Consider the following 25,633-nt stretch of genomic DNA (forward strand, 5'->3'; position numbering starts at 1 on the left):
CCACCACGTTGAGCACCGGGACCTCGTGGACCACGTGCTCACGAGACGGTGCGGGTCGCGGAACGCGACCCCACGACGGACGGGAGGCCCGGTACCAGCTGGTACCGGGCCTCCCGTCCGTCGTCCCCGTCCCTGCGCCCGGACTCAGGAGCGGACAGCGCCGACCCGGGACGCCACGGTCTCGCCGACGTGATCGGCCTCGCCGGGACCGGTGCACGGGTCGAGGGCGCCGATCTCCGCTGCCAACCGGCGCGCGACGTCCCGGAGGGTGACCTCGACGGCGGTGACGTCGCCGTCGAGGACGGCACCCCACTGGGCCCCGCGACAGGCGAGGACCGCCGCGCTCGCGGCCCGGAGCGCCGTACAGCCGTCCGCTCCGTGCGCCCGGCACCATGACGCGATGGTTTCGACGTGTGCCCGGTGCTGGCACCGGTGCCGGTCGTGCCCGGTCAGTGCCTCCACGGCGCCGAGTTCGAACGTCAGCCGGGCTGCGAGGAAGCGGTCCGGGTCCTCGAGGCCGCCGAAGACCGCGAGCAGGTACTCCGTCAGCACCTGCTCGTCGGCGTCGGGGTCGAGGCCGATGCCGGACACGTGCCGACTGAGGTGCTCCACCACGGCGTCGATGAGGCCGTCACGCGACCCGAAGTGGTACACGATCGGGTACGCGCTCGTCCCGAGGACGCGACCGAGGCTCCGCACAGACACGTCCTGCAGGCAGGTGCCGTGCAGGTGGTCCGTGACCTTGGCGACGATCGCCGGCTTCAGGGACGGGTCCGGTTGACGAGGCATGGTCTCTCCCGAGCGAGGAACAGGCGGACGACCGCCACGAGGCCGAGCGGACATGCAGCATGTTACCGGACACGGCCGCGACCGCGTTCGAACCGGTTGCGGGAGGGGGGGCTCCGAGACGACGGGATCAGGCCGTCGGGTCTGGTGCCACCGGCTCGGTCGGCGCTGCCGCCGGGTCGGTCGGTGCTGCCGCCGTGTGCGCGGGTACTGCCGCGGCCTCCGCGGGCACCACCTCGTCCGGTTCCGCCCGCACGACGAGGGTCTGCACGAGGCCGGACGCGAGCGGGGCGAGTCGGATCTCCACGCGGAGCCGGCCGCGGGCGCCCGGCACCCACCAACGCAGGTGCGTCGGCGTCACGGACCGTTCGGCCACGGGCGGTGCGGACAGGTCGGCGGCGACCTCCGCGACGGCACCGTCGATCGCTGCTCGTCGACGGTGCCACGGGACGTCGAGCGGGACGTTCTCGGCGCAGACCGCGCCGGCCTCCGCATCGGACCAGTCCGCCAGCAGACGCGTCACGGACCGTTGCGCAGCACGCGTCGACGGCAGGACCGGTTCGCTGCCGGGAGCTCGTTCGTCGTCCCGCGACCGGGTCACGGGCACGCCGGTCGCGGCGGGGACCGCGTGCGGGACCGCGACACCCGGGACGGCGTCCGCGAGGAGGAGGTCGAGTGCACGCGTCGCGGCCACGGAGACCTTCGCCTGCGTGGCGTTCTCGAACGCGACCACGCCGAGTCCGGTCGAGACCGACCAGCGCATGTGGGCGGAGAACCCCGGGTAGCCGCCGGAGTGGGACACGATCGGGCCGACGGCCGGGTCGTGCTCCACGAACAGCCCGAAGCCGTACCCGGCGGTCCGGGTCGACCCGGGCAGGCTCCCGGGCGGGAGGACCCGCATCGCCTGCTGCATCGCGCGACGCTCCGCCGTGGTGAGGGGTCCGACGTCGGATCCGGCACTGCCCGCCTCCGCGAACGGTGCGGCGGTCCCGTCGAACGCCGCCGCGAGCCACCGACCCCACCGGGCCAGGTCCCGCACGGTCGAGAACAGGCCGCCGATCGGCGAGAACGCGCCCGGGCCGGTCGTCCTCAACGCCTCCCAGTCGTCGTCGACGCGGCGGTGGCCGGTGACCACGAGACCACGGGCGTCGGCCGCGGCGAACACGGTGTCGTCGAGTCCGAGCGGGCGGAGCACACGTTCGGTCGCCACGGCCGGGAAGGGCGCCCCGGCGACGACCGACAGCGCCCGACCGAGGAGTGCGTAGCCGAGGTTCGAGTAGGCGAACCCGGTCCCCGGCACGGAGTCGAACAGCAGACCGCTGCGGAGGACGTCGTCCAGGTCCTGGTCCCGGAGCGCCTCCTGTCGGTCCGCCCACGGGTCGTCCGTCGGGAAGCCCGCGGACATCGTGAGGAGCATCCGGAGGGTCGGGACGGGGGAGTCCGCGGTGGGCAGCCGGACCGCGGCGAACGCGGGGACGAACTCCGTGACCGGGGTGTCGAGGGACACCAGGCCGTCCGCGACGAGGCCGAGCAGGGTCGCGGCGGTGACGCTCTTCGTGCACGAGGCGATGCGGTAGACGGTGTCGGCTTCGGGTGCCCGGCCGTCCCCGCGGTCCCCGTGTCCGCCCGAGGCGACGAGCCCGTCCCGGTCGAACACGCCCCAGACGCTGCTCGGCGCGATGCCGTCCAGGACGCGCTGCCGGTGCATGGCGTCGACGGCGCCGAGCACGCCCGGACCCGGCCGGCTCATGCCCGGCGCATCTCGGCGTAGGCGTCGAGTGCCCGCTGCCGACTCGTCTTGAGGTCGAGCATCGGCTCCGGTCGGTCCTCGTCCGCGGGCACCCACCGGCGCACGTACTCGCGGTGCGGGTCGAACCGTTCGAGCTGACGGTCGGGGTTGAACACCCGGAAGTACGGCGCGGCGTCGAAGCCCGAGCCCGCCACCCACTGCCAGTTCGCCGCGTTGTTCGCCGCGTCGGCGTCCACCAGGGTGTCCCAGAACCACTGCTCGCCGATGCGCCAGTCCACGAGCATGTTCTTGACGAGGAAGCTCGCCGTGGCCAGGCGCACCCGGTTGTGCATCGCGCCGGTGTGCCAGAGCTCGCGCATCCCCGCGTCGACCAGGTCGAAGCCGGTCGTGCCGTGTCGCCACCGGTCGAGTTCGGCGTCCGAGGCCTCCCGCCACGGGAACGCGTCGAACTCCCGCCGCACGTTCGTCCGGGCGATGTCGTCGCAGTGGAAGTACTCGTTCCAGTTGAACTCCCGCCAGGCGAGCTGCCGGAGGAAGGCCGGTGCCGCGCGGCGCTGGTCGGGTTCGAGCGTCTCGTGCAGGCGGTGCCAGACCTGGTACGGGCTGATCTCGCCCCAGCGCAGGTGCGGCGAGAGACTGCTGCTCGCTGCCTGCGCGGGCTCGTCCCGCTGGTCGTAGTCCGCGAGTGCCTCGTCGATGAACCGTTCCATCCGGTCCCACGCGCCGTGCTCGCCGGGCGTCCAGGCATCCCGCATGCCACCCGCCCAGTCCGGCGCGGTCGGCAGGAGTGCCCAGTCCTCGAGCGTGTCGGAGGCGACGTCCGCAGGCGGGGCGATCGTCTCCGGCTCGGGCCAGGGGTGCCGCGGCTCCGGCATCGCCTGCGCGGCGCGCCAGAACGGCGTGAACACCTTGAACGGTTCGCCCTTCCCGGTCAGGACCGTCCACGGTTCCCAGAGCAGGGTGCCGGCGGAGCTGTGCGCCTCGACGCCGCCGGCGACGAGGCCGGCCTTGATGCCCGCGTCGATCTCCCGTTCGACGCGGCCGTAGCGACGGTTCCAGAACACGGCGTCCGCGCCGGACTCCGTGACGAGGTCCGCGATCACGTCGGCCGCGGCACCCCGCCGGAGCACGAGCGCGGTGCCGTGCGCGCGGAGGTCGGCGTCGAGTGCGGCCAGGGACTGGTGGAGCCACCACCGGGCCGCGGCGCCGTGCGGGCGGATCCCCTCGCTCTGTTCGTCGAGCACGTAGACGACCGTGACCGGGCCCCCGCGGTCCACCGCCGAGCGGAGCGCCGGGTTGTCCGCGATCCGGAGGTCGTCGCGCAGCCAGACGACCGAGCCGCTCATGCCGACGCCCGATCCGGCACGGTCGCGACCGACCTGCGCGTCGCGGGTGTGGCGGCGGCGGCGACGCGGAGCTTCGTGCAGAGCTCGGTGAGCGTCCGCAGCTCAGCGTCGTCGAGCCCGGCGCCGACCTGCGCCGCGATGGTGGCCGCGTGCTGCACGGCGACAGCGCGGTACACGTCGTAGCCGTGCGGGGTGAGGGTGACGATCACCCCCCGCGCGTCGGTCGGGTCGGGCTGCTTCTCGACGATCTCCTTGGACGCGAGGCGGTCGACCAGGCGGCTGACACTCGGCTGCGTCAGGAGCAGGTGGCCCGTCAGGTCGCGCATCCGGCAGCGGCGGCCGGGTTGGGTCGACAGGTTGAAGCAGACGTCGTACTCGTTGAAGGAGATCTCGGCCGAGGGGAACTCGGTGTTGAGGTTCCGCATCACGGTGACCTGCGCGCGGAACAGTGACTCCCACGCCGCGACCGCGGTGGCCTTCTCGCTGCGGTGATCGCTCACGGTTGTGTCCCTCCGGTCGGTGGACCCCCACCCTACCGAGGGGTACCGACGAGGAACGCGGGCCGGCCGCCCGAGTGGACGACCGGCCCGCTCCCTTGCACCGGGAGATTCCTGCAATCACATTCCACAGTCGGTGCCACAGCAAACACCGACTGCACGTCCGACTGTATAACGAAGCGGTAACGCCAGGGAAGGCGGCCACGCCGCCTATTCCTGCGAGTTGCCCGAGCGCTCGTCGAGCGCCGGTTCAGAAGAGGTCGGGCGACGGCGTGGAGGCGTAGCGCACGGAGACGTCGGCGTGCCGGTCGAAGCGGTACCCGACACCGCGGACCGTCCGCACGATCTCCTCGAAGGCGCCGAGCTTCGCCCGCAGACGGCGGACGTGGACGTCGATGGTGCGCTCGTTCGGCGTCTCGTCGTCGCCGGCGGACCAGAGGCCCTCGATGATCGCCGAACGGTCGACCGTGCGCCCCTCGCGGAGGACGAGGAACTGCAGCAGCTCGAACTCCTTGAAGGTCAGCGGCGCCGTCTCGCCGTCGAGGACGACCCGCTTGCGCGAGATGTCGATGACGACACCGGTCTCCTCCGGTTCCGGCTTCTCGGTCTGCTTGCGCGCGGCCACCGCCGACCGGTCCTGCAGCGCCAGCCGGACCACGTCGACGTCCCGTCCGCCGGACCCCTCCGCGGCGACGGCGACGGCGGCGTAGGTCTCCGCCGACGGCACGAGCTGTGCGGTGAGCGCCTTGAGCTGCTCGACGACGGCAGCCAGGGTCGTACCGGCTGCAGCTGCCGCGGCCTCGTCGAGTCCGACGTACAGCGCGAACCCGCGCGCCTCCGTGCCCTCGGGCAGTGCGCGGTTGCGCTGCGGGGCGACGACGGGGCTGGTCGGGACGGCCGTCCGGTCGGCGGCCGGCCGCACGGGCTGGGCGACCGGAGTGCGACGTGTCCCGATCGGCGTCACGTGGCCGAGGTCGGTCGGCGCGGACGCGGTCGTCCGGAGCCCGGCGACGCTCCGGTCACGGGCGGCGTCGGTGTGGGCGGTGCGGGGCTGGGCGATGGTGAGCGACATGGTGCGGTCTCCGGGTGGTGCGGCCGAGCGGAGTGGTGGAGCATCGGCCGGTGTCGAATGCGTCGGCCCGGGTCGGCAGTACGCCGATCGGCCCTGCGGTCCCTGTGCGGGACCGGGGCTCATCCGGGGGAACGGGGTCCGACCTCGTGACGGTGGTGCGCGTCGTCGACGGGGTCGTCACCGCGGGATCACGCTCGCGCGACGGGGGTGGTGTCGCGGAGGATCCGGCTGGAACGGGTACCGATCAGGCACACATTCGACAACGCATGACCGCCGTGGTCGGCATCATAATGCCGACGGTCCCCTTGGCCTCGCGGAGGGCTCGGGTGGACGGGGTTGCAGTCATGGCCCGAGTATCCGTGGTGTACCAACGCCGTGTCAACCGTCCGCACGGACGGTGACGTGCGCGGACAGTGCCGCCACGTGACGGACGGGAGGCCCTCCAGCCGTCGGATGGCGGGCCTCCCGTCCGTCAGGTGGTGCGGTCGCTAGTCGGCCAGACCGTAGAGGCGGTCGCCCGCGTCGCCGAGGCCCGGGACGATGTACCCGTTCTCGTCGAGGCGCTCGTCGAGCGCGCCGAGGACGATCGTGACGTCACGGTCGCCGACCGCCTTCTCGAGAGCGGCGAGGCCCTCGGGCGCGCCGAGGATGCAGACGCACGTGACGCCGACCGCACCGCGGTCGAAGAGGAACTCGATCGCCGCGGCGAGGGTCCCACCGGTCGCGAGCATCGGGTCGAGCACGAAGCACTGGCGGTTCGACAGGTCGTCCGGCAGCCGCTCGGCGTAGGTCTGCGGCTCGAAGGTCTCCTCGTCGCGGGCCATGCCGAGGAAGCCGACCTCGGCCGTGGGGACGAGCTTGACCATGCCCTCGAGCATGCCGAGTCCGGCGCGGAGGATCGGCACGACGAGCGGACGGGGCTTCGCGATGGCCACGCCCATGGTCTGCGCGACCGGCGTGCTGATCGGCGTCGCCGTGACCCGGACGTTGCGCGTGGCCTCGTACGCGAGGAGCGTGACGAGCTCTTCGGTCAGGGCACGGAACGTGGGGGATGGAGTGGTCCGGTCGCGGAGCACCGAGAGCTTGTGGGTGATGAGCGGGTGGTCGGCGACATGGACTCGCATAGGGTCGAGCGTACCGCGCCGCACCCCGACCGGCGGTCGCGGCCGTCGTCGGCGTCGGGGTGGAGGACGTGTGGAGCACCCGGCCGGACGACCGTTCGTCCCCGCCATGGAGCTGGCGCTGGCCGAGGCGCGGGCGTGCCTGGCCACCGGGGACGTCCCGGTCGGCGCCGTCGTGCTCGACGCCGCGGGGGCCGTCGTCGCCGTGGGTCGCAACGAACGGGAGGCCCGTCAGGACCCGACCGCGCACGCCGAGGTCCTGGCGTTGCGGGCGGCCGCCGCGGTCACGGGGGACTGGCACCTGACCGCACACACGCTCGTCGTCACGCTCGAACCGTGTCCGATGTGCGCCGGGGCACTGCTCGCCGCTCGCGTGCCACGGATCGTCTTCGGAGCGTGGGACCCCAAGGCGGGCGCGAGCGGCAGCGTCTACGACATCGCCCGTGATCGTCGGCTCCCGCACCGCGCCGAGGTCGTCGCCGGGGTGCTCGAGCAGGACTGCGCGACGCTCCTCGACGCGTTCTTCGCCGGGCGCCGCTGACGAGCCCGGGAGCCGCTGACGAGCCCGGGCGCCCGCCGGGACCGGTCCGTCAGTCGGCGGCGCGGAGCACGATCGCCTCGGTCGACGGGTGCGGCCCGTCCCGTCGGACGTCCGGCTCGATGTAGATGACCCGGGCGATCGGCACCGCGGCGCGCACGCGCTCCTCGACCGTGTCGATGCCGGCGGCGACGTCCCCGAGACGACGGTCGCCGTCGACCGCCACCTTGACGCCGACCATGAGCTCGTCCGGACCCAGGTACAGGGTCTTCAGGTGGATCACCGAATCGACCTCGGGGCCGTCGAGCACGGCCTGCTTGATCCGGGCGACGTCACCGGAGCTGGCGCCCTCGCCGACGAGCAGGCTCTTCGTCTCGACACCGAGCACGAGCGCGACGGCGATGAGCAGCACCGCGATGAGCACCGTGCCGATCGCGTCGAAGACCCCGTTGCCGGTGAGCACGGTGAGGCCGACGCCGAAGAACGCGAAGACGAGGCCGATCAGGGCCGCGGTGTCCTCGAGCATGACGACCGGCAGCTCCGGGGCCTTCGCGCGGCGGACGAACTGCACCCACGACTGGTCGCCCTTGTGCGGCCGTGCCTCCCCGAGCGCCGTGCGCAGCGAGAAGCCCTCGAGCCCGATCGCGATGACGAGCACGGCCATCGGCAGCCACCAGTTCTCGAGCGGGTGCGGGTGGGCGAACTTCTCGATGCCCTCGTACAGCGAGAACACGCCGCCGACCGAGAAGAGCACGATCGAGACGACGAAGGCGTACACGTACCGCTCACGGCCGTGACCGAACGGGTGCTCCTCGTCGGCGGCCTTCCTCGCCCGCCGGCCGCCGAGCAGCAGGAGCAGCTGGTTCGCGGAGTCGGCGAGGGAGTGCACGCCCTCCGCGAGCATCGACGCGGACCCGCTGATCGCCGCCGCGATGAACTTCACGATCGCGATCCCGACGTTCGCACCGAGTGCGGCGAAGATCGCCTTGGTCCCTCCGGAAGCGCTCATGTGGCTGTCCGACCCCTTCTCGTACCGACCTCGACCACGATACTGGGCCGCCGGCCGTCGGGACGGTCCCGGTCGTCGGTAGGGTCGGGCCATGACCATCGCACTGCCCCGCGTCGCCATGCTCGGCGTCGGTTCCATGTCCGGCGCGGTCCTGCAGGGGCTCCTCGCCGCCGGGGTCTCGCCGGACTCCGTGGCCGTCACCACCCGGTCCGAGGCGTCCGCGTCGGCACACCGGTCCGCCGGGCTGCACGCCGTCGCGTCCGAGGTGGACCCGGACGCGAACCGGGCCGCCGTGCGCGGGTCCGGCGTCGTGGTGCTCGGCGTGAAGCCCTTCGGCGTCGTGGACCTGCTCGACGAGGTCGCCGCCGACCTCGAGCCGGACGCGGTCGTCGTGAGCGTCGCCGTCGGCGTGACCACCGCCTCCATGGAGGCCCACGTGCCTGCCGGCGTCCGTGTCGTCCGTGCCCTCCCGAACACGCCGATCGGGGTCGGCCTCGGGGTCACCGGGATCAGTGCCGGCGCGTCGGCCGACGCCGAGGCGGTCGCCCTCGCATCGTCCGTGTTCGCCGTGTCCGGGGACGTCCTCGACGTCCCGGAGGCGCAGCTCGACGCGCTGTCCGCGGTGTCCGGGTCGGGCCCCGCCTACGTCTTCCTGTTCGTCGAGCAGTGGCAGCGGTCCGCGGAGGCGCTCGGGTTCAGCCCCGACCAGGCACGGACGATGGTGCAGGGCACGGTCCGCGGGGCGGTCGAGCTCCTCGCGCGGTCCGGCAGCGAGCCGGCCGACCTGCGCCGCGCGGTGACCAGCCCGAAGGGCACGACCGAGCGTGCCGTGGCCGTGCTGCAGGACGCCGACCTGGCCGACGTGCTCGAACACGCCGCCCGGGCCGCGATGGCCAGGGCCGAGGAGCTGTCGCGGCTCTGAGCCCGACCCCCGGCGGGGCTACTCGAGCGCCGCGAACCGTTCGAGGTCCGTTTCCGTGCCCGAGACGATGATGACGTCGTCCTCGCCGATGACACTGTCCGGCGTCGCCGGCACGAACGCCTGACCGGGCGGCTTGATGCCCAGCACCGTCAGACCGTGCCGCGTCCGGATGACCGTGGTCGCCAGGTCCCGCCCGCGGACCGCCCGCGGCGGGAACATCTTCACCACGGCGAAGTCGTCGTCGAACTCGATGAAGTCGAGCATCCGACCGGACACCAGGTGTGCCGTGCGCTCGCCGGCCTCCCGCTCGGGGTAGACCACGTGGTTCGCGCCGATGCGGCTGAGGATCGTGCCGTGCGACCGGCTGATCGCCTTGGCCCAGATCTGCGGGACGCCGAGGTCGACCAGGTTGGCCGTGATGAGCACGCTCGACTCCAGGTCCGAACCGGTGCCGACGACCGCGATGGCGAAGTCCTGCGCGCCGATCTGCTTGAGCGCGTCCATGTCGGTCGCGTCGGCCTGGACCGCGTGCGTCACCCGGTCCGACCACTTCTGCACGAGCGCGGCGTCCGTGTCCACGACGAGGACGTCACGCCCCTGCCGTTCGAGCTGCCCGGCGGTCGCGGCACCGAACCGCCCGAGACCGATCACGAGGACCGGGGCGTCGTGGCTGACGGGACCCTGCTGGGCGTGCGGACGGTGTCGGTCAGCCAACGATCGGCCTCTCCTCGGGACGGCGGAACAGCTGCCGGCTCTGACTGGCGGCGAGCGCGGCGGCGATGGTCACTGTACCGACACGACCGAGGAACATCGTGGCGGCGAGCACGTACTTCCCGGACTCCGGCAGGTCCGCGGACACCCCGGAGGACAGCCCGCACGTCGCGAAGGCCGAGATCACCTCGAACAGGACGCGGTCGAGCGGCTCGTGCGTGATCTGCAGCAGCACGACGGTGGCGACCGCGACGATGGTCGCCCCCCAGAGGACGATGGCGACCGCCACGCGCAGGACGTCGCTCGGGATCCGACGGCCGAACACCTCCATGCTCTGCCGGCCACGGGCCTCCGCGACGGCCGCGAGGAAGAGCACGGCGAGCGTGGTGACCTTGATGCCGCCGGCGGTGGAGGCGGAGCCGCCGCCGATGAACATGAGCATGTCGGTGACGAGCAGGCTCGAGCCGTTCAGTTCGTCGAAGTCGACGAGCGAGAACCCACCCGACCGCGTCATCGTCGACAGGAAGAGCGCCTGGAACGCGGTGCGCCCGGCGCCCTCCTGTCCGAACGTCTCGGGGTTCGACGCCTCGAGGGCGATGTACGCCGCCGTGCCGCCGAGGAGCAGCACGAGGCTCGTCGCGAGCGTGAGCTTCACGTGGATGGGCCAGCGGCGGGGGGACCGGAGCTGCTTCGTCAGGGTCCGGATGACCGGGAACCCGATCGACCCGGCCACGACGCCGACCATCAGGAGGCTGAGGAACCAGTAGTCGTGGGCGTACGGGTCGAGACCGTCGGCGTTCGGCGCGAAGCCCGTGTTCGTGAAGGCCATCGCCGAGTAGTAGAAGGAGTCGCCGACCGCCGTCCAGAACGGCACACCGGTGACGAGCACGCTCGGCAGGAGCAGCAGACCGATGACGACTTCGATCGTCAGTGTGCTCACCGCGACGGTGAGCAGCAGCGTGCCGACGTCGCCGAGGCGGACCGCCTGGCCCTCCGGCACGGCGCCGTGGTGCGTGCGCAGCGGGTTCGAGTCCCCGGCCGCGATGAGCTTGGCGCGCAGCCCGAGGCGGCGGGTGACCACGAGCCCGAGGATCGAGGCGAAGGTGAGCACGCCGAGCGCACCGATCTGCGTCCCGATGACGACGAGGACCTTGCCGAACACCGACCAGTGCGTCGCCATGTCGACCGTCGCCAGGCCGGTCACACAGACGACGCTCGCCGCGGTGAACAGGGCGTCGGAGAAGTGCGTCACGGTCCCGTCCGCCGACGCCATCGGGGTCATGAACAGCGCCGTGAACAGGAAGATGAGCACGATGAAGACGAGGATCGCCAGCCGCGAGGGCGACGAGCGCAGGGCCGTCACGAGCTTCCCCGGGCGGCGCTGACCCGACAGGTCCCCGACGGTGGGGACCGGCTCGGTGCGGTCGAGCATCGTATGCCTCCGGGGACATGGGCGGGACGGTTCGTCATGGTACATCCGCACGGCCGCCGTTAGCCTTGCCGCATGGCCGACATCTTCAGCGTCGTCGCGGACCCGACGCGCCGGGCGCTGCTGGGCGAGCTCCTCACCGCCCTCGGTGCCGACGCGACCGGTGGCGAACTGAGCGTCGGGCAACTCGTCCTGCGACTCGGGGTCAGCCAACCGACCGTCTCGAAGCACCTCCGCGTCCTCCGCGACATCGGTCTCGTGACCAGCCGGGAGGAGGGGCAGCACCGCTACTACCGGCTCGACCCGGAGCCCCTGCTCGGCATCGAGGAGTGGGTCGTCCCCTTCACGACCGCCGTGGACGCCGACGGCACGCCCGCGACCACGTCGTGGACGCCGGACGGTCAGCCGGTGTCCGTCCGGAGGAGCGGTGCGGCCGGCAAGGCGACCGTCGAGGTGGGCACCGAACTCGGTCGGGTGATGGCCGAGGCGTCGCACCGCGCGACGGTCGCGATCACCGGTGCGCAGCAGGGCTGGGAGCGGGTCGTCGACCGGGGCCGGCGTCGCTTCACGAAGCGGCCCGAGGACGACTGAACAGTTGCTGGACACCGGACTGCACGCGCCCCTACAGTGACCAGGGACCACACAGGTCACACCACGAGCCAGCCCGAAGGCGGACCATGACCGGCAATTTCGACGACGTGCGCTTCCTCACCGTCGCGGAGGTCGCCGAGATGATGCGCGTCTCCAAGATGACGGTCTACCGCATGGTCCACGCGGGGGAGCTCCCCGCCATCCGCTTCGGCCGGTCCTTCCGGGTGCCGGAGTCGGCGGTCGCGGAACTCCTGCGCGGCGGCATCGCCGACGTCGGCTGACCCGCACGCAGCACGACCGTTCCACACCGGGCGTCCACCGTCCGTTCCGGCGCCGTTCGACATCGCAGCAGCCAGCCGGTAGACTCGGGCAGGTTGGTTTTCCGCGGCTTCATCGGCCCGGTGTCCGTACATCAGCATCAGTCCGAGCGAGGTCCACATGGGTTCTGTCATCAAGAAGCGTCGCAAGCGCATGGCGAAGAAGAAGCACCGCAAGCTCCTTCGCAAGACGCGCCACCAGCGTCGCAACAAGAAGTAGGTCGAGAGACCCGCAGCAAGAGCCCCGGTCCGCCGGGGCTCTTGCGTTTCCCGGGTCCGTCGACGACCGCACCGGGACGTCGCCGCCGGACACGCTGCCTGGAGGCCCGTCAGCACGTCGGGAGTGCCCGCACCGGCGCGGGTAGCCTGGTCGCATGCCAGCCGTGACGCTCCTCACCAAGCCCGGATGCCACCTCTGTGACGACGCCCGTCCGATCGTCGAACGTGTCGTCGCCGACCGTCCCGGGGTCACGTTCGAGGAGCGGTCGATCCTCGACGACGACGCCCTCCGCCTAGAGTACGCGGAGGACATCCCCGTCGTGCTCGTCGACGGACGGGTGCACAGCAACTGGCACGTCGATCCCGAGCGACTCGCCCGGGCGCTCGAGCAGGCCGAGGCCCGCGCATGATCCGCCACGTGGTCTCCTGGACCCTGCGCGAGGACCTGGACCGCGACGACGCCGTGGCCCGGATCCGAGAACTCCTGACGGGGCTCGTCGGGGTCATCCCGTCCATCAGGTCGCTCCAGGTGGTCGAGAACGTCGCCTACCCGGGGAAGAACCAGGACGTCGCCGTCGTCGCGGAGTTCGACGACCTGGCCGGTCTCGACGAGTACCAGGTGCACCCCGACCACCAGGCGGCCGCCGCCGAGATCCGCGGTCTCGTCACCGCGCGGGCGGCCATCGACTGGCAGGACTGAGCGGCGCGGGTCGCCGCTGTCGGCACGCCGCCGCTGCCGGTGCGCCGCTGCTGCCGGCGCGCGCCGCTGCTGCCGGCGCGCGTCGGACCGGCCCAACGAGAACCGGCTCGAACCACGGACGTCCGTGGTTCGAGCCGGTTCTCGTTGTGCGGCGCCGGTCGGCGCCGCTCCCGCGCCGGTCGGCGCCGGTCGGCGGCGCTCCGCGCCGGGCTACGGCGTGAGGCGCGCTACGGCGTGAGGCGCGTCGGGCCGCGGAAGAGGTACGTGACCTCGCGGATGGACGGCTCGCCGAGCATGAGCATGAGCACGCGCGCGAGGCCCATCCCGAACCCACCGTGCGGCGGGACGCCGTAGCGGAAGAAGTCGAGGTACCAGCCGAGCTCGGCGGGGTCCAGGCCCTTCTCCTCCGCCTGGGCGGTCAGCACGTCGACGCGGTGCTCGCGCTGCGCGCCCGTGGAGATCTCGGCGCCGTTGAACAGCAGGTCGTAGCTGTTCGTGAGCGTCGGGTCGTCGGCGTGGCGCATGTGGTAGTACGGCCGGATCGAGGCGTCGTAGTCGGTGACGAAGACGAACTCGGAGCCGTGGTGCTCCTTCGCCCATGCGGAGACGCGGCGCTCGCCCTCGGGGTCCAGGTCCCCGTCGGCGCGGACGACCTCGTAGCCGCTGTCCGCGACGATCTTCCGCGCTTCGGCGAGGGTCACACGGGGGAACGGCGTCGTCGGGACCTGCAGCTCGAAGCCGAAGACCTCCTCGATCGCGGTGCCGTACTTCTCCTTGACGGCCGTGATGCCGGCGACGAGGACCTCCTCGTGCATCGCCATGACGTCGGCGTGCGACTCGATCCACGAGAACTCGGCGTCGACGCTGGTGAACTCCGTGGCGTGCCGGCTGGTGAACGAGGGGTCGGCGCGGAATGCGTCGGCGATCTCGAACACGGCGCCGAAGCCCGCGGGCTGTGCCATCTGCTTGAAGTTCTGCGGCGACTGCGCCAGGTACGCCGTCGTCTCGAAGTACTCGAGCTGGAAGAGCTCGGCGCGGGACTCCGATGCGGAGGCCATCAGCTTCGGCGTGTGGATCTCGATGTAGTCGCGCTCGACCCAGTACGTGCGGAACGCGTGCTCGAGGGTCGTCTGGATGCGGAAGATCAGGTTCTGCTTGCGGTTGCGCAGGTCGAGGAAGCGCCAGTCGAGGCGCTTGTCGAGCGAGGAGTCGTCCGCGATCGGGGTCTCGGGGATGGCGGCACTGACGACGGTCAGTTCGCCGACCTTCACCTCGAGCCCGCCGAGCTTCACGCGCTCGTCCGCCTTGAGCGTGCCGGCGACGTGGATGAACGAGCCGTGCGCGAGGCCCGAGATCGTCTCGGTGGTCGCGAGGGCCGCAGCGGACGCGTCGTCGCCCTCGGTCGCTTCACGCGTCGCGGGGTTCACGAGCTGGACGGCGCCGGTCTCGTCGCGCAGCACGACGAACTGCACCTTCTTCTGATCGCGGACGGTCTCGACCCATCCGGCCACGGAGACGGGGCCGTCGGGGAGGCTTGCCAGGTCGGCGATGCGGGTGCGTTCGATCACGGTCGTCGAGTCTACCGGCCGGGCGCGGGAACGGCGTCGCCTGTGCAGAACCCGGGTCCGGGAGGTGGCCTTCCGCCCACAGCCGCGACTCGTCGCTCGGCTGTCCACAGTCCGGCCGGGAGGCCCGTGCCGGCCCGGCGACGTCCGTAGCGTCGTCGTCGTGGCCAGGTCGTAGGACGAACGGGGCGGTACCCGTGACGGAGGGTCCGGGAAGGTGCTGCGGCCTGGTCACCCCTCCCGCTCGTGCCGGACGAGCGCGCCCGCGGGAGGCGGACGTCCCAGCAGACGGGAGAGGACGGATCAGGGCAGCGAGGCGCGCAAGGACCCGAGGGTGCCGATGAACTCCTCGGCCATGGCCGCCCGCTCCAACAGCTTCGCGTGCCGGGCGGTGGCGTCCTCGAGGAACGCGTCGAGCCGGGCGGCGAGGTCCGGGGCCTCGGCAGGGTCGCCGGCCGTCAGTCCGTCGACGACGCGGAGGAGCCCGGCCATCTCCTCGAGCGTGAACCCGAGCGGCTTCATCCGCCGGATGACGAGCAACCGCTCCAGGTCGCCGGCCGTGTAGACGCGGAACCCGCCGGCGGTGCGGCCGCTCGGGACGAGGAGCCCGACCTCGTCGTAGTGCCGGATGGACCGGAGTGACATCCCGGTGCGCTCGGCGAGTTCGCCGATGTGCATGGTCGCGGGGACGTCGGGAACGGTCATGTCCGACATCGTGGCAGAGCCCGGTGGGTGGGAGGCTGACCGCGCGGCCGCGCCCGCCAGCGGGACGCCCGGCCGCGCTGCCCTCCCGCTGGTCGCCACGCTCGTGCGGTCGGGGCCTCGTCATCCCTACTCTCACGTGAGGGTAGGGTTGCGGCGATGTCGATCTCCACCGCTGCTCCCGTCACGCCGAGCGTCCGCACCGCCCTGCGGTCCCCGCGCCTCCTCACCCGGGAGGTCCTGGCGGGGGTCGTCACGGCGCTCGCCCTCATCCCGGAGGCGATCTCGTTCTCCGTGGTCGCGGGCGTCGACCCCGCGGTCGGCCTCTTCTCGAGCGTCGTCTTCGCGATCGTCATCTCGGTCGTCGGCGGCCGGCCGGCGATGATCTCCGCCGCTGCCGGATCGGTCGCGCTCGTGATCGCACCCCTCGTGCGGGACCACGGCGTCGCGTACCTCGTCCCGGCGATCGTGCTCGGCGGCGTGTTCCAACTCGTGCTCGGGTTCCTCGGCGTCGCGCGGCTGATGCGCTTCATCCCGCGGAGCGTCAACCTGGCGTTCGTCAACGCGCTGGCGATCCTCATCTTCACCGCGCAGCTGCCGAACCTCCTCGGCGACGGAGTGCCACCCGTCGTGTGGCCCCTGACCGCCCTCGGCGTCGCGCTCATCGTCGGCGTCCCGTTCCTCACCAAGGCCGTCCCGGCACCGCTCATCGCCGTCGTCGTCGTGACGGCGATCACGATGGTGTTCGGCATCGCGGTCCCCACCGTCGGCGACGAGGGCTCGCTCCCCACCGCCCTGCCGGGGTTCACCGGCATCACGGTCCCGTTCACCCTGGACACCCTGCGGATCATCGCGCCGTACGCCTTCGGTGTCGCGATCGTCGGCCTCATCGAGACGCTGCTCACCGCGCAGCTCGTCGACGCCGTCACCGAGACCCGCTCGAGTGCCTGGCGGGAGTCGTGGGGTCAGGGGATCGCGAACGTCGCCTCGGGCTTCTTCGGCGGCACCGGCGGGTGCGCGATGATCGGGCAGACCGTCATCAACGTCAAGACCGCGGGTGCCCGCACCAGGGTCTCGACCTTCGTCGCCGGGGCAGCGGTCCTCGTCCTGACGATCGTCCTGCACGACCTGGTCGCACAGATCCCGATGGCGGCGCTCACCGCGGTGATGCTCATGGTCTGCGTCGCCACGTTCGACTGGCACAGCATCCGGCCGCGCACCCTCCGCCGCATGCCCCTCGGCGAGACGGCCGTCATGGTCATCACCGTGCTGGTCGTCGTCGCGACCGAGAACCTCGCCACCGGGGTCCTCGTCGGGGTCGTCGTCGCAGCACTGGTGTTCGCCCGCCGGGTCGCCCACGTCGTCGAGGTCGTGCGCGAACCGGTCGACGAGCGCACGGTCCGCTACCGGGTGCGCGGGGCACTGTTCTTCGCGTCCTCGAACGACCTCGTCAACCGGTTCTCCTACGCCGAGGACCCCGAGCACGTCGTCGTCGACATGTCCGAGGCGCACGTGTTCGACGCGAGCACGGTGGCCGCCCTGGACGGGGTCGAGCAGCGGTTCGCGAAGCACGGGTCCACGGTGGAGGTGGTCAACCTGAACACCGGTTCGACCGCCCTGCACGGTCGGCTGTCCGGGCACCTCGACTGAACGGTCCCGAAGTCCGTGGATCCGCTGTGGGGCCGGTGGACGAGCGGGACCGACCTACACTGGAACCCATGCCCGCGACCAAGATCCACCTCGTGCGGCACGGCGAGGTCCACAACCCCGACCGTGTCCTCTACGGGCGGCTCCCGGGCTTCGGTCTGAGCGAGCTCGGCACCCGGATGGCCCAGGCCTCGGCCACTGCCTGGAAGGACGCCGGCATCGACGTCCGGGCGATCGTCGCCTCCCCGTTGCAGCGCACGCAGGAGTCGGCCGCGCCGTGGTCGGCGGCCTACGGCCTGGACGTCCGCATCGACGAACGGCTCATCGAGCCGACGAACCGCTACGAGGGCCAGCCGCCGGGGTTCACCAAGCGCTCGGTCCGTCGGCCGAGTGAGTGGCCGTGGATCGCGAACCCGATGCGCCCGAGTTGGGGCGAGGCGTACGAGTCGATCGCCAACCGGATGCTCGCCGCCGTCACGACCGCGTGGGAGAGCGTCGACGAGGGCGACGTCGTCCTCGTGAGCCACCAGCTGCCGATCTGGATGGTGCACCGTCGGCTGGCGGGGGAGCCCCTCTGGCACGACCCCCGGAAGCGCCGGTGCGACCTCTCGAGCATCACGACCCTCGTGCGGACCCCCGGCACCGCGGCCGTCCGGTTCACCGAGGTCGGGTACGCGGACCCGGCGGCAGAGCTCCGCGCCTCGGCCACCGACGAAGGAGCAGTGTGATGCGCACAACCCGCACCCGGACCCGGACCGCCGGTGCTGCAGCGATCGCGATCGCGACGGTGCTCGTGCTCGTCGGCTGCTCCTCGAGCAACGACTCCCTGTCGAAGCAGTACGGGAACGGCAGCACCCAGAACTACATCTCCGGGACCGGTGCGGTGACCGAGGTCGCGGCAGCCGACCGCTCCGACCCCGTCGACTTCACCGCTGAGTCGATCACGGGCGACGAGCTGTCGTCGAAGGCGATGCGCGGCGACGTCGTCGTCATCAACTTCTGGTACGCCGGCTGCCCGCCGTGCCGGGCCGAAGCGAAGCACCTCAACACCGTGCACGACCGGTTCGCCGACGACGACGTGCAGTTCATCGGCGTCAACGTCCGTGACGAGGCCGGTACCGCGGAGGCCTTCGAGCGCAAGTTCGGCGTCGACTACCCGACGGTCCTCGACGCCCGGACCGGCACCATGCAGCTCGCGCTCTCCGGTGAGATCGCCCCGAACGCCGTGCCGACGACGATCGTCCTCGACGAGCAGGGCCGGGTCGCAGCGCGGGTCCTCGGTGCGGTCGACGGACCGGGCATCCTCACCACCCTGGTGGACGACGAGCTGACCGGCAAGGCGTCCTGACCGGTGTCCAGCGGCAACCCCTTCGCCGACGCGATCTTCAGCGGGCAGCTCCTCGTCGGGCTGCCCGTGGCGGCGCTCGCCGGGCTCGTCTCGTTCCTGTCGCCGTGCGTGCTGCCCCTCGTGCCGGGCTACCTCGGGTACGTGGGCGGGATCGCCGACGGCTCGCGGCACTCGCGCGGACGCGTGCTCCTCGGCGTGCTCCTGTTCGTGCTCGGCTTCACCGTCGTCTTCGTCCTGGGGTCCGCCGCGGCGGGCGCGGTCGGCTTCTGGCTCGTGCGCTGGCGGGACCTCATCGTGCAGCTCATGGGCATCGTCGTGATCGCGATGGGCTTGGTCTTCATCGGACGGTTCACGTTCCTGCAGCGGACCGTCAAGTCGTCCTTCACCCCGCGCACCGGGCTGCTCGGCGCCCCGCTGCTCGGCATCGTGTTCGCGCTCGGGTGGACGCCCTGCATCGGCCCGACCCTGGCGGCGATCAACCTCATCAGCTTCCAGTCCGGCAGCGCCTGGCAGGGCGTCGTGCTCGGCATCGCGTACTGCATCGGACTCGGCGTCCCGTTCCTGCTCGTCGCACTCGGCGCCGGATGGGCCTCGGGCGCGATCGGCGTCGTCAAGCGGCACATGCGCACCGTCAACATCATCGGAGGAGCGATCCTGATCGTCATCGGTCTGCTCATGGTCACCGGCATCTGGTCGGCCGTCATGTCGAGCGTCGGGGCGGTGATCCAGAGCTTTGTCCCCGCGGTCTGAGCGCAACGAGGACGACCTGGTCGACGAGGCCGGGACCGGTGCCGACCGCACGTCGGACCCCCAGCGACCGTCCGACCACGTCGACGCGACCCCGGCCGCGTCGAGCGCCCGGGACGACGGGATCGCGCAGCCGAAGCTCGGTGTCGTCGGGTACCTCCGCTTCGCCTGGCGTCAGCTGACGAGCATGCGCACGGCGCTCTTCCTGCTCATGCTGCTCGCCCTTGCGGCCATCCCGGGGTCGCTCGTGCCGCAGCGGCAGGCGGACCCGAACGGCGTCGTGCAGTACGAGAACGACCACCCGACGCTCTTCCCGGTCCTCGACAAGCTGCAGGTGTTCGACACCTACACGTCCGTCTGGTTCTCGGCGATCTACCTGCTGCTCTTCGTGTCGCTCATCGGCTGCATCGTGCCGCGCACCCGCCACCACTGGCAGGCGCTGCGGACACGGCCCCCGAGGACGCCGGCGCGACTCGGTCGGCTCGCCGGCTTCCGCACCGTCGCGGTGACCCCCGAGACGGTCCGTGCCACCGCGACCGGTGCCGGCGCGGAGGGCGTGGCCGCGACCGCCGGGGCGGACGCCGCCCCGGGCCTCCCGTCCGTCGACCACGCCGTGACGTCCGCGATGGCGCAGCTGAAGCGCTCCGGCTACCGCGTCGAGCGGTTCGGGGACTCCGTCAGCGCCGAGCGCGGGTACCTCCGCGAGACCGGCAACCTGGTGTTCCACGCGGCCCTCGTGGGCGTGCTCCTGGCCGTCGGCCTCGGTGGCGGGTTCAGCTACACCGGCCAGCGACTGCTCGTCGAGGGGCAGACCTTCACGAACGTCCTCGGCTCGTACGACTCGTTCAACCCCGGCCGCTGGTTCTCGCAGTCGGACCTGCAGGGCTACAACCTGACGCTCGACGACTTCGAGACGAAGTACGAGGAGACCAACCTCGACGCGCTCGGGCAGGCGACCGACTACTCCGCGACCGTGACCGGCCGGACCCGGGACGGCGCGGAGAAGACGAGCCGACTCGGCGTGAACGAGCCGCTCGCGATCGGCGGGACGAACGTGTACCTGCTCGGCAACGGCTACGCGATGCAGGTCACGGTGCGGGACGGCGAGGGCGACGTGGCGTTCCAGGACGTCGTGCCCTTCCTGCCCGAGGACGCGAACTACACCTCGACCGGCGTCATCAAGGTCCCGGACGCGTCACCGGACCAGCTCGGCATGATCGGGTTCTTCTACCCGACCGCGGTGAAGCAGAGCACCGGTGCCTTCGCGTCGGCGTACCCGGACACCGAGAACCCGATGCTGTCGCTGCAGGTCTACACGGGCGACCTCGGCCTGGACGACGGTGTCCCGCAGAGCGTCTACCAGCTCTCGACGAAGGGGCTGACGCAGATCGCGGGCCGGCAGGCGGACACCCCGAGCATCTCGATGAAGCCCGGCGAGACGAAGCAGCTCCCGGACGGCGCCGGGTCGATCACCTTCGACGGGGTGAAGCGCTACGTGTCCCTCGACGTGCACCACGACCCGTCGCAGCTCTGGGTCGCCGCCTTCGCGATCCTCTCCGTGCTCGGCCTGCTCACCTCGCTGTTCGTCCCGCGCCGACGCGTGTGGGTCAAGGCCGTGCGGCGGACGGGAGCGGAGCACGGGGAGTTCGACCTCGAGTACGCGGGTCTGGCCCGCGGTGAGGACCCGAACCTCGAGCGGGCGGTGGCGGACATCGCTCAGCGGCACATGTCGGACCTCGGAGTTAGGATCGCCCAGTGAACACGACAACACTCGCCACCTACTCGGTGGTCCTGACGTACTCCGCGATGGCGGTCTACGTCATCGCGTTCATCTCGTTCGCGCTCGACATGGCCAAGCGCGCCGGAGACGTCGGCGCGGCCGGCTCGGCGACCGGAACCGCCTCGCGTGACGGGGCAGCGGCCACGGTGGCGACCGTCCAGGGCGGCACCGTCGTCCTCGAGCGCGTCGAGCAGCAGAGCCCGGGCGGCGGTCAGCGCGGATCCCGGTTCGAACGGGTCGGCATGGCGATGACGGTGCTCGCCCTCGTGGTGCACGTCGGCGCGATCGTCCTCCGGGGCATCGCGGCCGAGCGGGTGCCGTGGGGCAACATGTTCGAGTTCTCGCTCACGGGCACGGGGCTCATCATCCTGGTGTTCCTGCTCGTGCAGTTCTGGCAGGACCTCAAGTTCCTCGGTGTGTTCATCACCGGCCTGACGATCATCCTGCTCGGCATCGCGACGGTGAACTACTACGTGCCCGTCGTGCCGCTGCAGCCCGCGCTGCAGTCGTACTGGCTCGTCATCCACGTCTTCGTCGCCATCGCCGGCACCGGGTTCTTCGCCCTCGGCGCGGGACTCGCGGTCGCGCAGCTCGTCCAGACGTACCGCCTGGGACGTCCGGAGTCGCGGAAGCTGCGCTTCATGGCGACGCTGCCCGACGCGGACCGCCTCGAGGTCCTCAGCTACCGCGTGATCCTGGTCGGCTTCGTGCTCTGGACCTTCACGCTCATCGCCGGCGCGATCTGGGCCGAGCGCGCCTGGGGCCGGTACTGGGGGTGGGACACCAAGGAGGTCTGGACCTTCATCATCTGGGTGCTCTACGCCGGGTACATCCACGCCCGCGCGACCCGTGGGTGGCGTGGTGCGCGCTCGTCGTGGCTGGCGCTCATCGGCTTCGCGGCCGTGATGTTCAACTTCTCGGTGGTCAACGTCTTCTTCAAGGGGCTGCACAGCTACTCCGGGCTCTGACACCGGCGCGTCGACGACGCGGCTCCGGACGGACGGGAGGCCCGACACCAGCTGGTGTCGGGCCTCCCGTCCGTCGTGTGGGCGGCGTGGTCACCGCGCGGTCAGGAGCGCGTGCACCCGACGCAGTCGCGCCTCCCACCACGCGGTGCGGTCGGGAGCCGCAGCCCAGCGTTCGAGCAGGGCGGTGTCCGCCTCGACCCGGCGCACGGCGATCCGCCCGTCGACGGGCACGAGCGGGTCGGCGGTCACGTCGCCCGTGAGCATCACGCCCGTGCCGAGTCCGGCGGCGTAGCCGGGGGCCATCGCAGCGGCGGCGAGGAACGCGCCCATCCCGAGCCCGACGGAGGTGTCGAGCGCGCTGGAGACCACGCAGGGCAGGCCGGCCTCGGCGATCACCGCGCGTGCCGCGGTGACGCCGCCGAGTGGCTGCGCCTTGACCACGAGGACGTCGGCGGCTCCGGCCCGGGCCACGGCCAGCGGCTCCGCGGCCTTGCGGACGCTCTCGTCGGCCGCGATCGGGACACCGAGGCCCGCCACGCGCGACCGGAGGGCGGCGAGGTCCGCGACCGAGGCGACCGGCTGCTCGGCGTACTGCAGGCGGAACGGAGCGAGCCGTTCCAGGGCGCGGGTCGCGTCGTCGAGCGACCAGAGCCCGTTCGCGTCGACGCGGACGGCGGCGTCCTCGCCCATCGCGCGGCGGACGGCGGCGACCCGGGCGACGTCGTCCTCGATGCCCGTCCCGGGCTCGGCGACCTTCACCTTCGCGGTGGTGCACCCGGGGTAGCGCCGGAGCAGGTCGGGGACGTCCGCCGCGGCGATCGCGGGCACCGTCGCGTTGACCGGGACCGAGTCGGCCGCCGGTCCGTGCGGCGTCCACCCGAAGTCGATGGTGGCGCGGAGCCACGCGGCGGCCTCGGCGTCGTCGTACTCGACGAAGGGGGAGAACTCGGTCCACCCCTCGGGGCCGCGGAGGACGAGTGCCTCGCGCACGGTGATGCCGCGGAAGCGGACCCGCATCGGCAGGGCGACGACCCTGGCGGTCGCGAGCAGGTCGTCGAGGTCGGGGACGGCGGCCGTGGACGACGGCGCGCCGTGGTCGGACGGTGATGACGGAGTGGTCGGCGGGGTCACATCGGGCACGCGGCCATCCTCGCAGCACGCTCCATGGGTCCTCCCGGCTGTTCCGAGGGGACCGCCAGGGCAGCGCACTACCATCGCTCCGGTCGACCACCGGTCGGCCGGGTCGGCACCGTCCACGGAGCCGACCGTGGAGCGACGAGGTGGATCGACGAGGAGGCTCGGTGGCGACCGACGAGTTCGCGCGGCTCATGCGTCAGGGCACCGTCGACGTCCGCCGTCAACCTGCCGACCGCCGTCGCCGCAACCCCGTCATCGGGAAGATCGCGCTCGGCCTGGCCGTCGTCGCCGCGGCGGTGGACGCGAGCGCCTTCGCCGTCTTCATGGGCGGGGACACCACGTTCGCGTTCGGCATCTGCTTCGTGGTCGTCTTCCTCACCCTGGTCGCGGCGGTCCTCGGGTTCATCTCGGCCGTCGGGTCGTTCGGCCGCTGGTACGGGGTCGTCGGGGTCGTGCTCGCCTTCTTCGCGAACCCGGTGATCCTCATCGTGCTCGTCGTCATCGTCGCGCCGGAGATGCTCGCCGGCATGCAGTAGGAGCGGTCCGACCGGGCGGGAGCGGACCTGGCCACCGGGGCCCGCGGTAGGTTCGGGACATGCCCTCTGCCGTCTCCGACCTGTTCGACCCCGACGTCTGGACCGCTGCTCCGATCGCCGAGCGGTTCACCGACGTCACGTACCACAAGCACGTCTCCGGCGGCATCGTCCGGGTGGCGTTCGACCGCCCCGAGGTACGGAACGCCTTCCGCCCGCGCACGGTCGACGAGCTCCACCGGGCACTGGACGACGCCCGCCAGGACCCCCGCGTCGGCGTGGTCCTGCTCACCGGCAACGGGCCGAGCCCGAAGGACGGCGGGTGGGCGTTCTGCTCCGGCGGCGACCAGCGCATCCGGGGCCGGAGCGGCTACCAGTACGTGGGCGACGAGGGCGCACCGCCGGAGGGCGTCGACCCCGCTGCCGCCCAGGCGTCGATGGGACGGCTGCACATCCTCGAGGTGCAGCGCCTCATCCGGATGATGCCGAAGGTCGTCATCGCGGTCGTCCCCGGATGGGCGGCGGGCGGCGGGCACTCGCTGCACGCGGTCTGCGACCTCACCATCGCGAGCGCGGAGCACGGGAAGTTCAAGCAGACCGACGCCGACGTCGGCTCCTTCGACGGTGGCTACGGCAGCGCCTACTACGCGAAGCAGATCGGCCAGAAGCTCGCGCGTGAGGTCTTCTTCCTGGCCGAGGAGTACTCCGCCCAGCGTGCCTACGAGATGGGCGCCGTGAACAAGGTCGTGCCGCACGAGGACCTGGAGCGCGAGGCCATCCGCTGGGGCGAGACGATCCTGGGCAAGTCGCCGACCGCGATCCGGATGCTCAAGTACGCCTTCAACGCGGTGGACGACGGCATGGTCGGTCAGCAGGTCTTCGCCGGCGAGGCCACGCGGTTGGCGTACGGCACGGACGAAGCCGTCGAGGGCCGCGACTCCTTCCTCGAGAAGCGCTCGCCCGACTGGACAGCGTTCCCCTGGCACTACTGATGCCGCGTCCGCTGGTCGCGACGAGCGCAGCAGACCCGCTGGTCGTGCTCCGCGGACTGGAGGCCGCCCTGACCGGCGGCCCCGCACTGCTCCCCGTCGCGGTGGACGGTCCGCCGCTGCCGACGCGCGCGCCGACCCACGTCCCGCAGGGGGTCGCCCTGGTCGTCGAGACGAGCGGCTCCACCGGGACGGGCAAGCGCGTGGCGCTGTCGTCGGCGGCGCTGCTCGCCGGTGCCGCCGCCGCGGACGCAGCCCTCGGCGGTCCGGGCGGCTGGGTGCTCGCCCTGCCGACCCACTACATCGCGGGGCTCAACGTGCTGACCCGGTCGATCGTCGCGGGCACGACCCCGGTCGTCGTCCCGCCCGGGCACTTCGACGCCGGGGCGTTCGCCGACGCAGCGGACCGGCTCGAGGTCGGCCCGGCAGGCCCGCGTCGGTACACCTCGCTCGTGCCCGTCCAGCTCGCGCGCGTGCTCGACGACCCCCGGGCCACCGCGGCCCTGGCGCGGTTCGACGCGGTGCTGGTCGGCGGGCAGGCGACCCCCGCCGCACTGTCCGACCGGGCGCGCGGTGCCGGTGTCCGCGTCGTGACGACGTACGGCGCGAGCGAGACGAGCGGGGGCTGCGTCTACGACGGCGTCCCCTTCGACACCGTCCACGCCGAGGTGCTCGACGGCGAGCTGCAGCTGACCGGACCGATGCTCGCCGAGGGGTACCTCGGTGACGACGAGCGGACAGCGGCCGTCTTCACCGAGCGTGACGGCCGTCGCTGGTACCGCACCGGTGACGCCGCGACGATCGAGGACGGACGCGTCCGGGTGTCCGGTCGACTGGACGACGTGGTCGTCTCCGGCGGGGAGAAGGTCCCGCTCGGCGCGGTGGAGCGGGTCGTGCGCGAGCTGCCGGGCCAGGACGGCGCGGTCGTGACGCGCCGGGCGTCGGGGGAGTGGGGCGAGGTGCCGGTCGTGGTGACGGAGCGGGCCGTGCCGCTCGAGGTCGTCCGGGCCCGCGTCGGCGACGCACTCGGCCGTGCCGCCCGTCCCGCCGTGGTGCTCGTCGTGGACCGCATGCCGATGCTCCCGTCGGGCAAGCCCGACCGACGAGCCGTCCGCGCGCTGGCTGATCCGGACGCCTGAGCAGCCCGGGCTCCTGACCCGCCGGGTCGTCCCGCCGGTGGTGGTCGTGCGACGGACGCACCACGCGCGG

The 25,633-nt window shown here is 72.1% G+C and carries 28 protein-coding genes; 16 read left to right on the plus strand and 12 right to left on the minus strand.

Annotated elements, in window-relative coordinates; translation table 11 throughout:
- Positions 1–144 precede the first annotated feature (144 nt).
- The 6 genes from DEJ16_RS10620 to upp all read right to left on the minus strand — a co-directional run bounded on the left by DEJ16_RS10620 (position 145) and on the right by upp (position 6,575).
- Entirely contained in the window at positions 145–789 is a 645-nt protein-coding gene (locus DEJ16_RS10620) for a TetR/AcrR family transcriptional regulator (protein WP_110824665.1), read from the minus strand.
- 127 nt (positions 790–916) lie between these two features.
- The gene (locus DEJ16_RS10625) at positions 917–2,536 is read right to left on the minus strand and encodes a serine hydrolase (protein WP_110824664.1); all 1,620 of its coding nucleotides are present in this window, start codon (positions 2,534–2,536) and stop codon (positions 917–919) included.
- The gene (locus DEJ16_RS10630; protein ID WP_110824663.1) at positions 2,533–3,882 is read right to left on the minus strand and encodes a deoxyribodipyrimidine photo-lyase; all 1,350 of its coding nucleotides are present in this window, start codon (positions 3,880–3,882) and stop codon (positions 2,533–2,535) included. The genes DEJ16_RS10625 and DEJ16_RS10630 overlap by 4 nt, the downstream gene beginning before the upstream one ends.
- Positions 3,879–4,382, minus strand: coding sequence for a MarR family winged helix-turn-helix transcriptional regulator (locus DEJ16_RS10635; RefSeq protein WP_258365927.1), 504 nt, complete (start codon positions 4,380–4,382; stop codon positions 3,879–3,881). Before DEJ16_RS10635 ends, DEJ16_RS10630 begins: the two co-directional genes overlap by 4 nt.
- Before the next feature lie 247 nt (positions 4,383–4,629).
- Entirely contained in the window at positions 4,630–5,451 is an 822-nt protein-coding gene (locus tag DEJ16_RS10640) for a winged helix-turn-helix domain-containing protein (RefSeq protein ID WP_258365928.1), read from the minus strand.
- 488 nt (positions 5,452–5,939) lie between these two features.
- Entirely contained in the window at positions 5,940–6,575 is a 636-nt protein-coding gene (gene upp / locus DEJ16_RS10645; RefSeq protein ID WP_110824662.1) for a uracil phosphoribosyltransferase, read from the minus strand.
- 106 nt (positions 6,576–6,681) lie between these two features.
- Here upp and DEJ16_RS10650 point away from each other — a divergent pair, with 106 nt between their 5' ends.
- Complete coding sequence (locus DEJ16_RS10650; RefSeq protein ID WP_110824842.1) at positions 6,682–7,113, plus strand: nucleoside deaminase; 432 nt, start codon at positions 6,682–6,684, stop codon at positions 7,111–7,113.
- Between the two features lie 49 nt (positions 7,114–7,162).
- Here DEJ16_RS10650 and DEJ16_RS10655 read toward each other — a convergent pair whose 3' ends face one another.
- Positions 7,163–8,119, minus strand: a complete 957-nt coding sequence (locus DEJ16_RS10655; RefSeq protein ID WP_110824661.1) for a cation diffusion facilitator family transporter — start codon at positions 8,117–8,119, stop codon at positions 7,163–7,165.
- 91 nt (positions 8,120–8,210) lie between these two features.
- On the opposite strand from DEJ16_RS10655, the gene proC reads away from it, so the two are divergent.
- Positions 8,211–9,041 carry a pyrroline-5-carboxylate reductase gene (proC, locus tag DEJ16_RS10660; RefSeq protein ID WP_110824660.1) on the plus strand — a complete coding sequence of 277 codons (831 nt, stop codon included), beginning with the start codon at positions 8,211–8,213 and terminating at the stop codon, positions 9,039–9,041.
- A gap of 18 nt (positions 9,042–9,059) precedes the next feature.
- Here the strand turns inward: proC and DEJ16_RS10665 are convergent, their stop codons facing one another.
- Positions 9,060–9,755, minus strand: coding sequence for a TrkA family potassium uptake protein (locus tag DEJ16_RS10665; RefSeq protein ID WP_110824659.1), 696 nt, complete (start codon positions 9,753–9,755; stop codon positions 9,060–9,062).
- A complete protein-coding gene (locus DEJ16_RS10670; RefSeq protein ID WP_110824658.1) occupies positions 9,748–11,184 on the minus strand; it encodes a TrkH family potassium uptake protein in 1,437 nt (478 codons plus the stop codon). The genes DEJ16_RS10665 and DEJ16_RS10670 overlap by 8 nt, the downstream gene beginning before the upstream one ends.
- Before the next feature lie 72 nt (positions 11,185–11,256).
- Here DEJ16_RS10670 and DEJ16_RS10675 point away from each other — a divergent pair, with 72 nt between their 5' ends.
- The 5 genes from DEJ16_RS10675 (at position 11,257) to DEJ16_RS10695 (ending at position 13,008) form a co-directional block, all read left to right on the plus strand.
- Positions 11,257–11,772 carry a helix-turn-helix transcriptional regulator gene (locus DEJ16_RS10675; protein WP_110824657.1) on the plus strand — a complete coding sequence of 172 codons (516 nt, stop codon included), beginning with the start codon at positions 11,257–11,259 and terminating at the stop codon, positions 11,770–11,772.
- 86 nt (positions 11,773–11,858) lie between these two features.
- Positions 11,859–12,053, plus strand: a complete 195-nt coding sequence (locus DEJ16_RS10680) for a helix-turn-helix domain-containing protein (RefSeq protein ID WP_110824656.1) — start codon at positions 11,859–11,861, stop codon at positions 12,051–12,053.
- Positions 12,054–12,210: 157 nt separating this feature from the next.
- Complete coding sequence (locus tag DEJ16_RS10685) at positions 12,211–12,309, plus strand: 30S ribosomal protein bS22 (protein WP_003792170.1); 99 nt, start codon at positions 12,211–12,213, stop codon at positions 12,307–12,309.
- Positions 12,310–12,463: 154 nt separating this feature from the next.
- The gene (locus DEJ16_RS10690; RefSeq protein WP_110824655.1) at positions 12,464–12,718 is read left to right on the plus strand and encodes a glutaredoxin family protein; all 255 of its coding nucleotides are present in this window, start codon (positions 12,464–12,466) and stop codon (positions 12,716–12,718) included.
- A gap of 8 nt (positions 12,719–12,726) precedes the next feature.
- Positions 12,727–13,008 carry a Dabb family protein gene (locus DEJ16_RS10695; protein WP_258365929.1) on the plus strand — a complete coding sequence of 94 codons (282 nt, stop codon included), beginning with the start codon at positions 12,727–12,729 and terminating at the stop codon, positions 13,006–13,008.
- 227 nt (positions 13,009–13,235) lie between these two features.
- Here the strand turns inward: DEJ16_RS10695 and aspS are convergent, their stop codons facing one another.
- Positions 13,236–14,576 carry an aspartate--tRNA(Asn) ligase gene (gene aspS / locus DEJ16_RS10700; RefSeq protein ID WP_110824653.1) on the minus strand — a complete coding sequence of 447 codons (1,341 nt, stop codon included), beginning with the start codon at positions 14,574–14,576 and terminating at the stop codon, positions 13,236–13,238.
- 300 nt (positions 14,577–14,876) lie between these two features.
- Positions 14,877–15,278: a MerR family transcriptional regulator gene (locus tag DEJ16_RS10705; RefSeq protein WP_110824652.1), complete on the minus strand. Its 402-nt coding sequence runs from the start codon at positions 15,276–15,278 to the stop codon at positions 14,877–14,879.
- A gap of 156 nt (positions 15,279–15,434) precedes the next feature.
- Between DEJ16_RS10705 and DEJ16_RS10710 the strand changes: the two genes are divergently transcribed.
- The 6 genes from DEJ16_RS10710 (at position 15,435) to ccsB (ending at position 21,765) form a co-directional block, all read left to right on the plus strand.
- Entirely contained in the window at positions 15,435–16,925 is a 1,491-nt protein-coding gene (locus tag DEJ16_RS10710) for a SulP family inorganic anion transporter (protein ID WP_110824651.1), read from the plus strand.
- Positions 16,926–16,993: 68 nt separating this feature from the next.
- Entirely contained in the window at positions 16,994–17,650 is a 657-nt protein-coding gene (locus tag DEJ16_RS10715) for a histidine phosphatase family protein (protein WP_110824650.1), read from the plus strand.
- A complete protein-coding gene (locus DEJ16_RS10720; RefSeq protein ID WP_110824649.1) occupies positions 17,650–18,270 on the plus strand; it encodes a TlpA disulfide reductase family protein in 621 nt (206 codons plus the stop codon). Before DEJ16_RS10715 ends, DEJ16_RS10720 begins: the two co-directional genes overlap by 1 nt.
- 3 nt (positions 18,271–18,273) lie before the next feature.
- Positions 18,274–19,020 carry a cytochrome c biogenesis CcdA family protein gene (locus DEJ16_RS10725; protein ID WP_110824648.1) on the plus strand — a complete coding sequence of 249 codons (747 nt, stop codon included), beginning with the start codon at positions 18,274–18,276 and terminating at the stop codon, positions 19,018–19,020.
- Entirely contained in the window at positions 19,004–20,776 is a 1,773-nt protein-coding gene (locus tag DEJ16_RS10730; RefSeq protein WP_110824647.1) for a cytochrome c biogenesis protein ResB, read from the plus strand. Before DEJ16_RS10725 ends, DEJ16_RS10730 begins: the two co-directional genes overlap by 17 nt.
- A 47-nt stretch (positions 20,777–20,823) precedes the next feature.
- Positions 20,824–21,765, plus strand: coding sequence for a c-type cytochrome biogenesis protein CcsB (gene ccsB, locus DEJ16_RS10735; protein ID WP_110824841.1), 942 nt, complete (start codon positions 20,824–20,826; stop codon positions 21,763–21,765).
- 90 nt (positions 21,766–21,855) lie between these two features.
- Here ccsB and DEJ16_RS10740 read toward each other — a convergent pair whose 3' ends face one another.
- Positions 21,856–22,896 (minus strand): o-succinylbenzoate synthase, encoded by a 1,041-nt coding sequence (locus DEJ16_RS10740; protein ID WP_375232112.1) that lies wholly within the window; start codon positions 22,894–22,896, stop codon positions 21,856–21,858.
- Between the two features lie 170 nt (positions 22,897–23,066).
- Here DEJ16_RS10740 and DEJ16_RS10745 point away from each other — a divergent pair, with 170 nt between their 5' ends.
- Genes DEJ16_RS10745 through DEJ16_RS10755 form a run of 3 tightly spaced genes read left to right on the plus strand, consistent with a single transcriptional unit; the run spans position 23,067 to position 25,563 of the window.
- A complete protein-coding gene (locus tag DEJ16_RS10745; protein ID WP_110824646.1) occupies positions 23,067–23,438 on the plus strand; it encodes a hypothetical protein in 372 nt (123 codons plus the stop codon).
- A 59-nt stretch (positions 23,439–23,497) separates the two neighbouring features.
- Positions 23,498–24,427 carry a 1,4-dihydroxy-2-naphthoyl-CoA synthase gene (locus DEJ16_RS10750; protein WP_110824645.1) on the plus strand — a complete coding sequence of 310 codons (930 nt, stop codon included), beginning with the start codon at positions 23,498–23,500 and terminating at the stop codon, positions 24,425–24,427.
- Complete coding sequence (locus tag DEJ16_RS10755) at positions 24,427–25,563, plus strand: AMP-binding protein (protein ID WP_110824644.1); 1,137 nt, start codon at positions 24,427–24,429, stop codon at positions 25,561–25,563. Before DEJ16_RS10750 ends, DEJ16_RS10755 begins: the two co-directional genes overlap by 1 nt.
- The last annotated feature ends 70 nt before the right edge of the window (positions 25,564–25,633 follow it).

The organism is Curtobacterium sp. MCJR17_055 (genome assembly GCF_003224335.1).
Taxonomy (GTDB): domain Bacteria; phylum Actinomycetota; class Actinomycetes; order Actinomycetales; family Microbacteriaceae; genus Curtobacterium.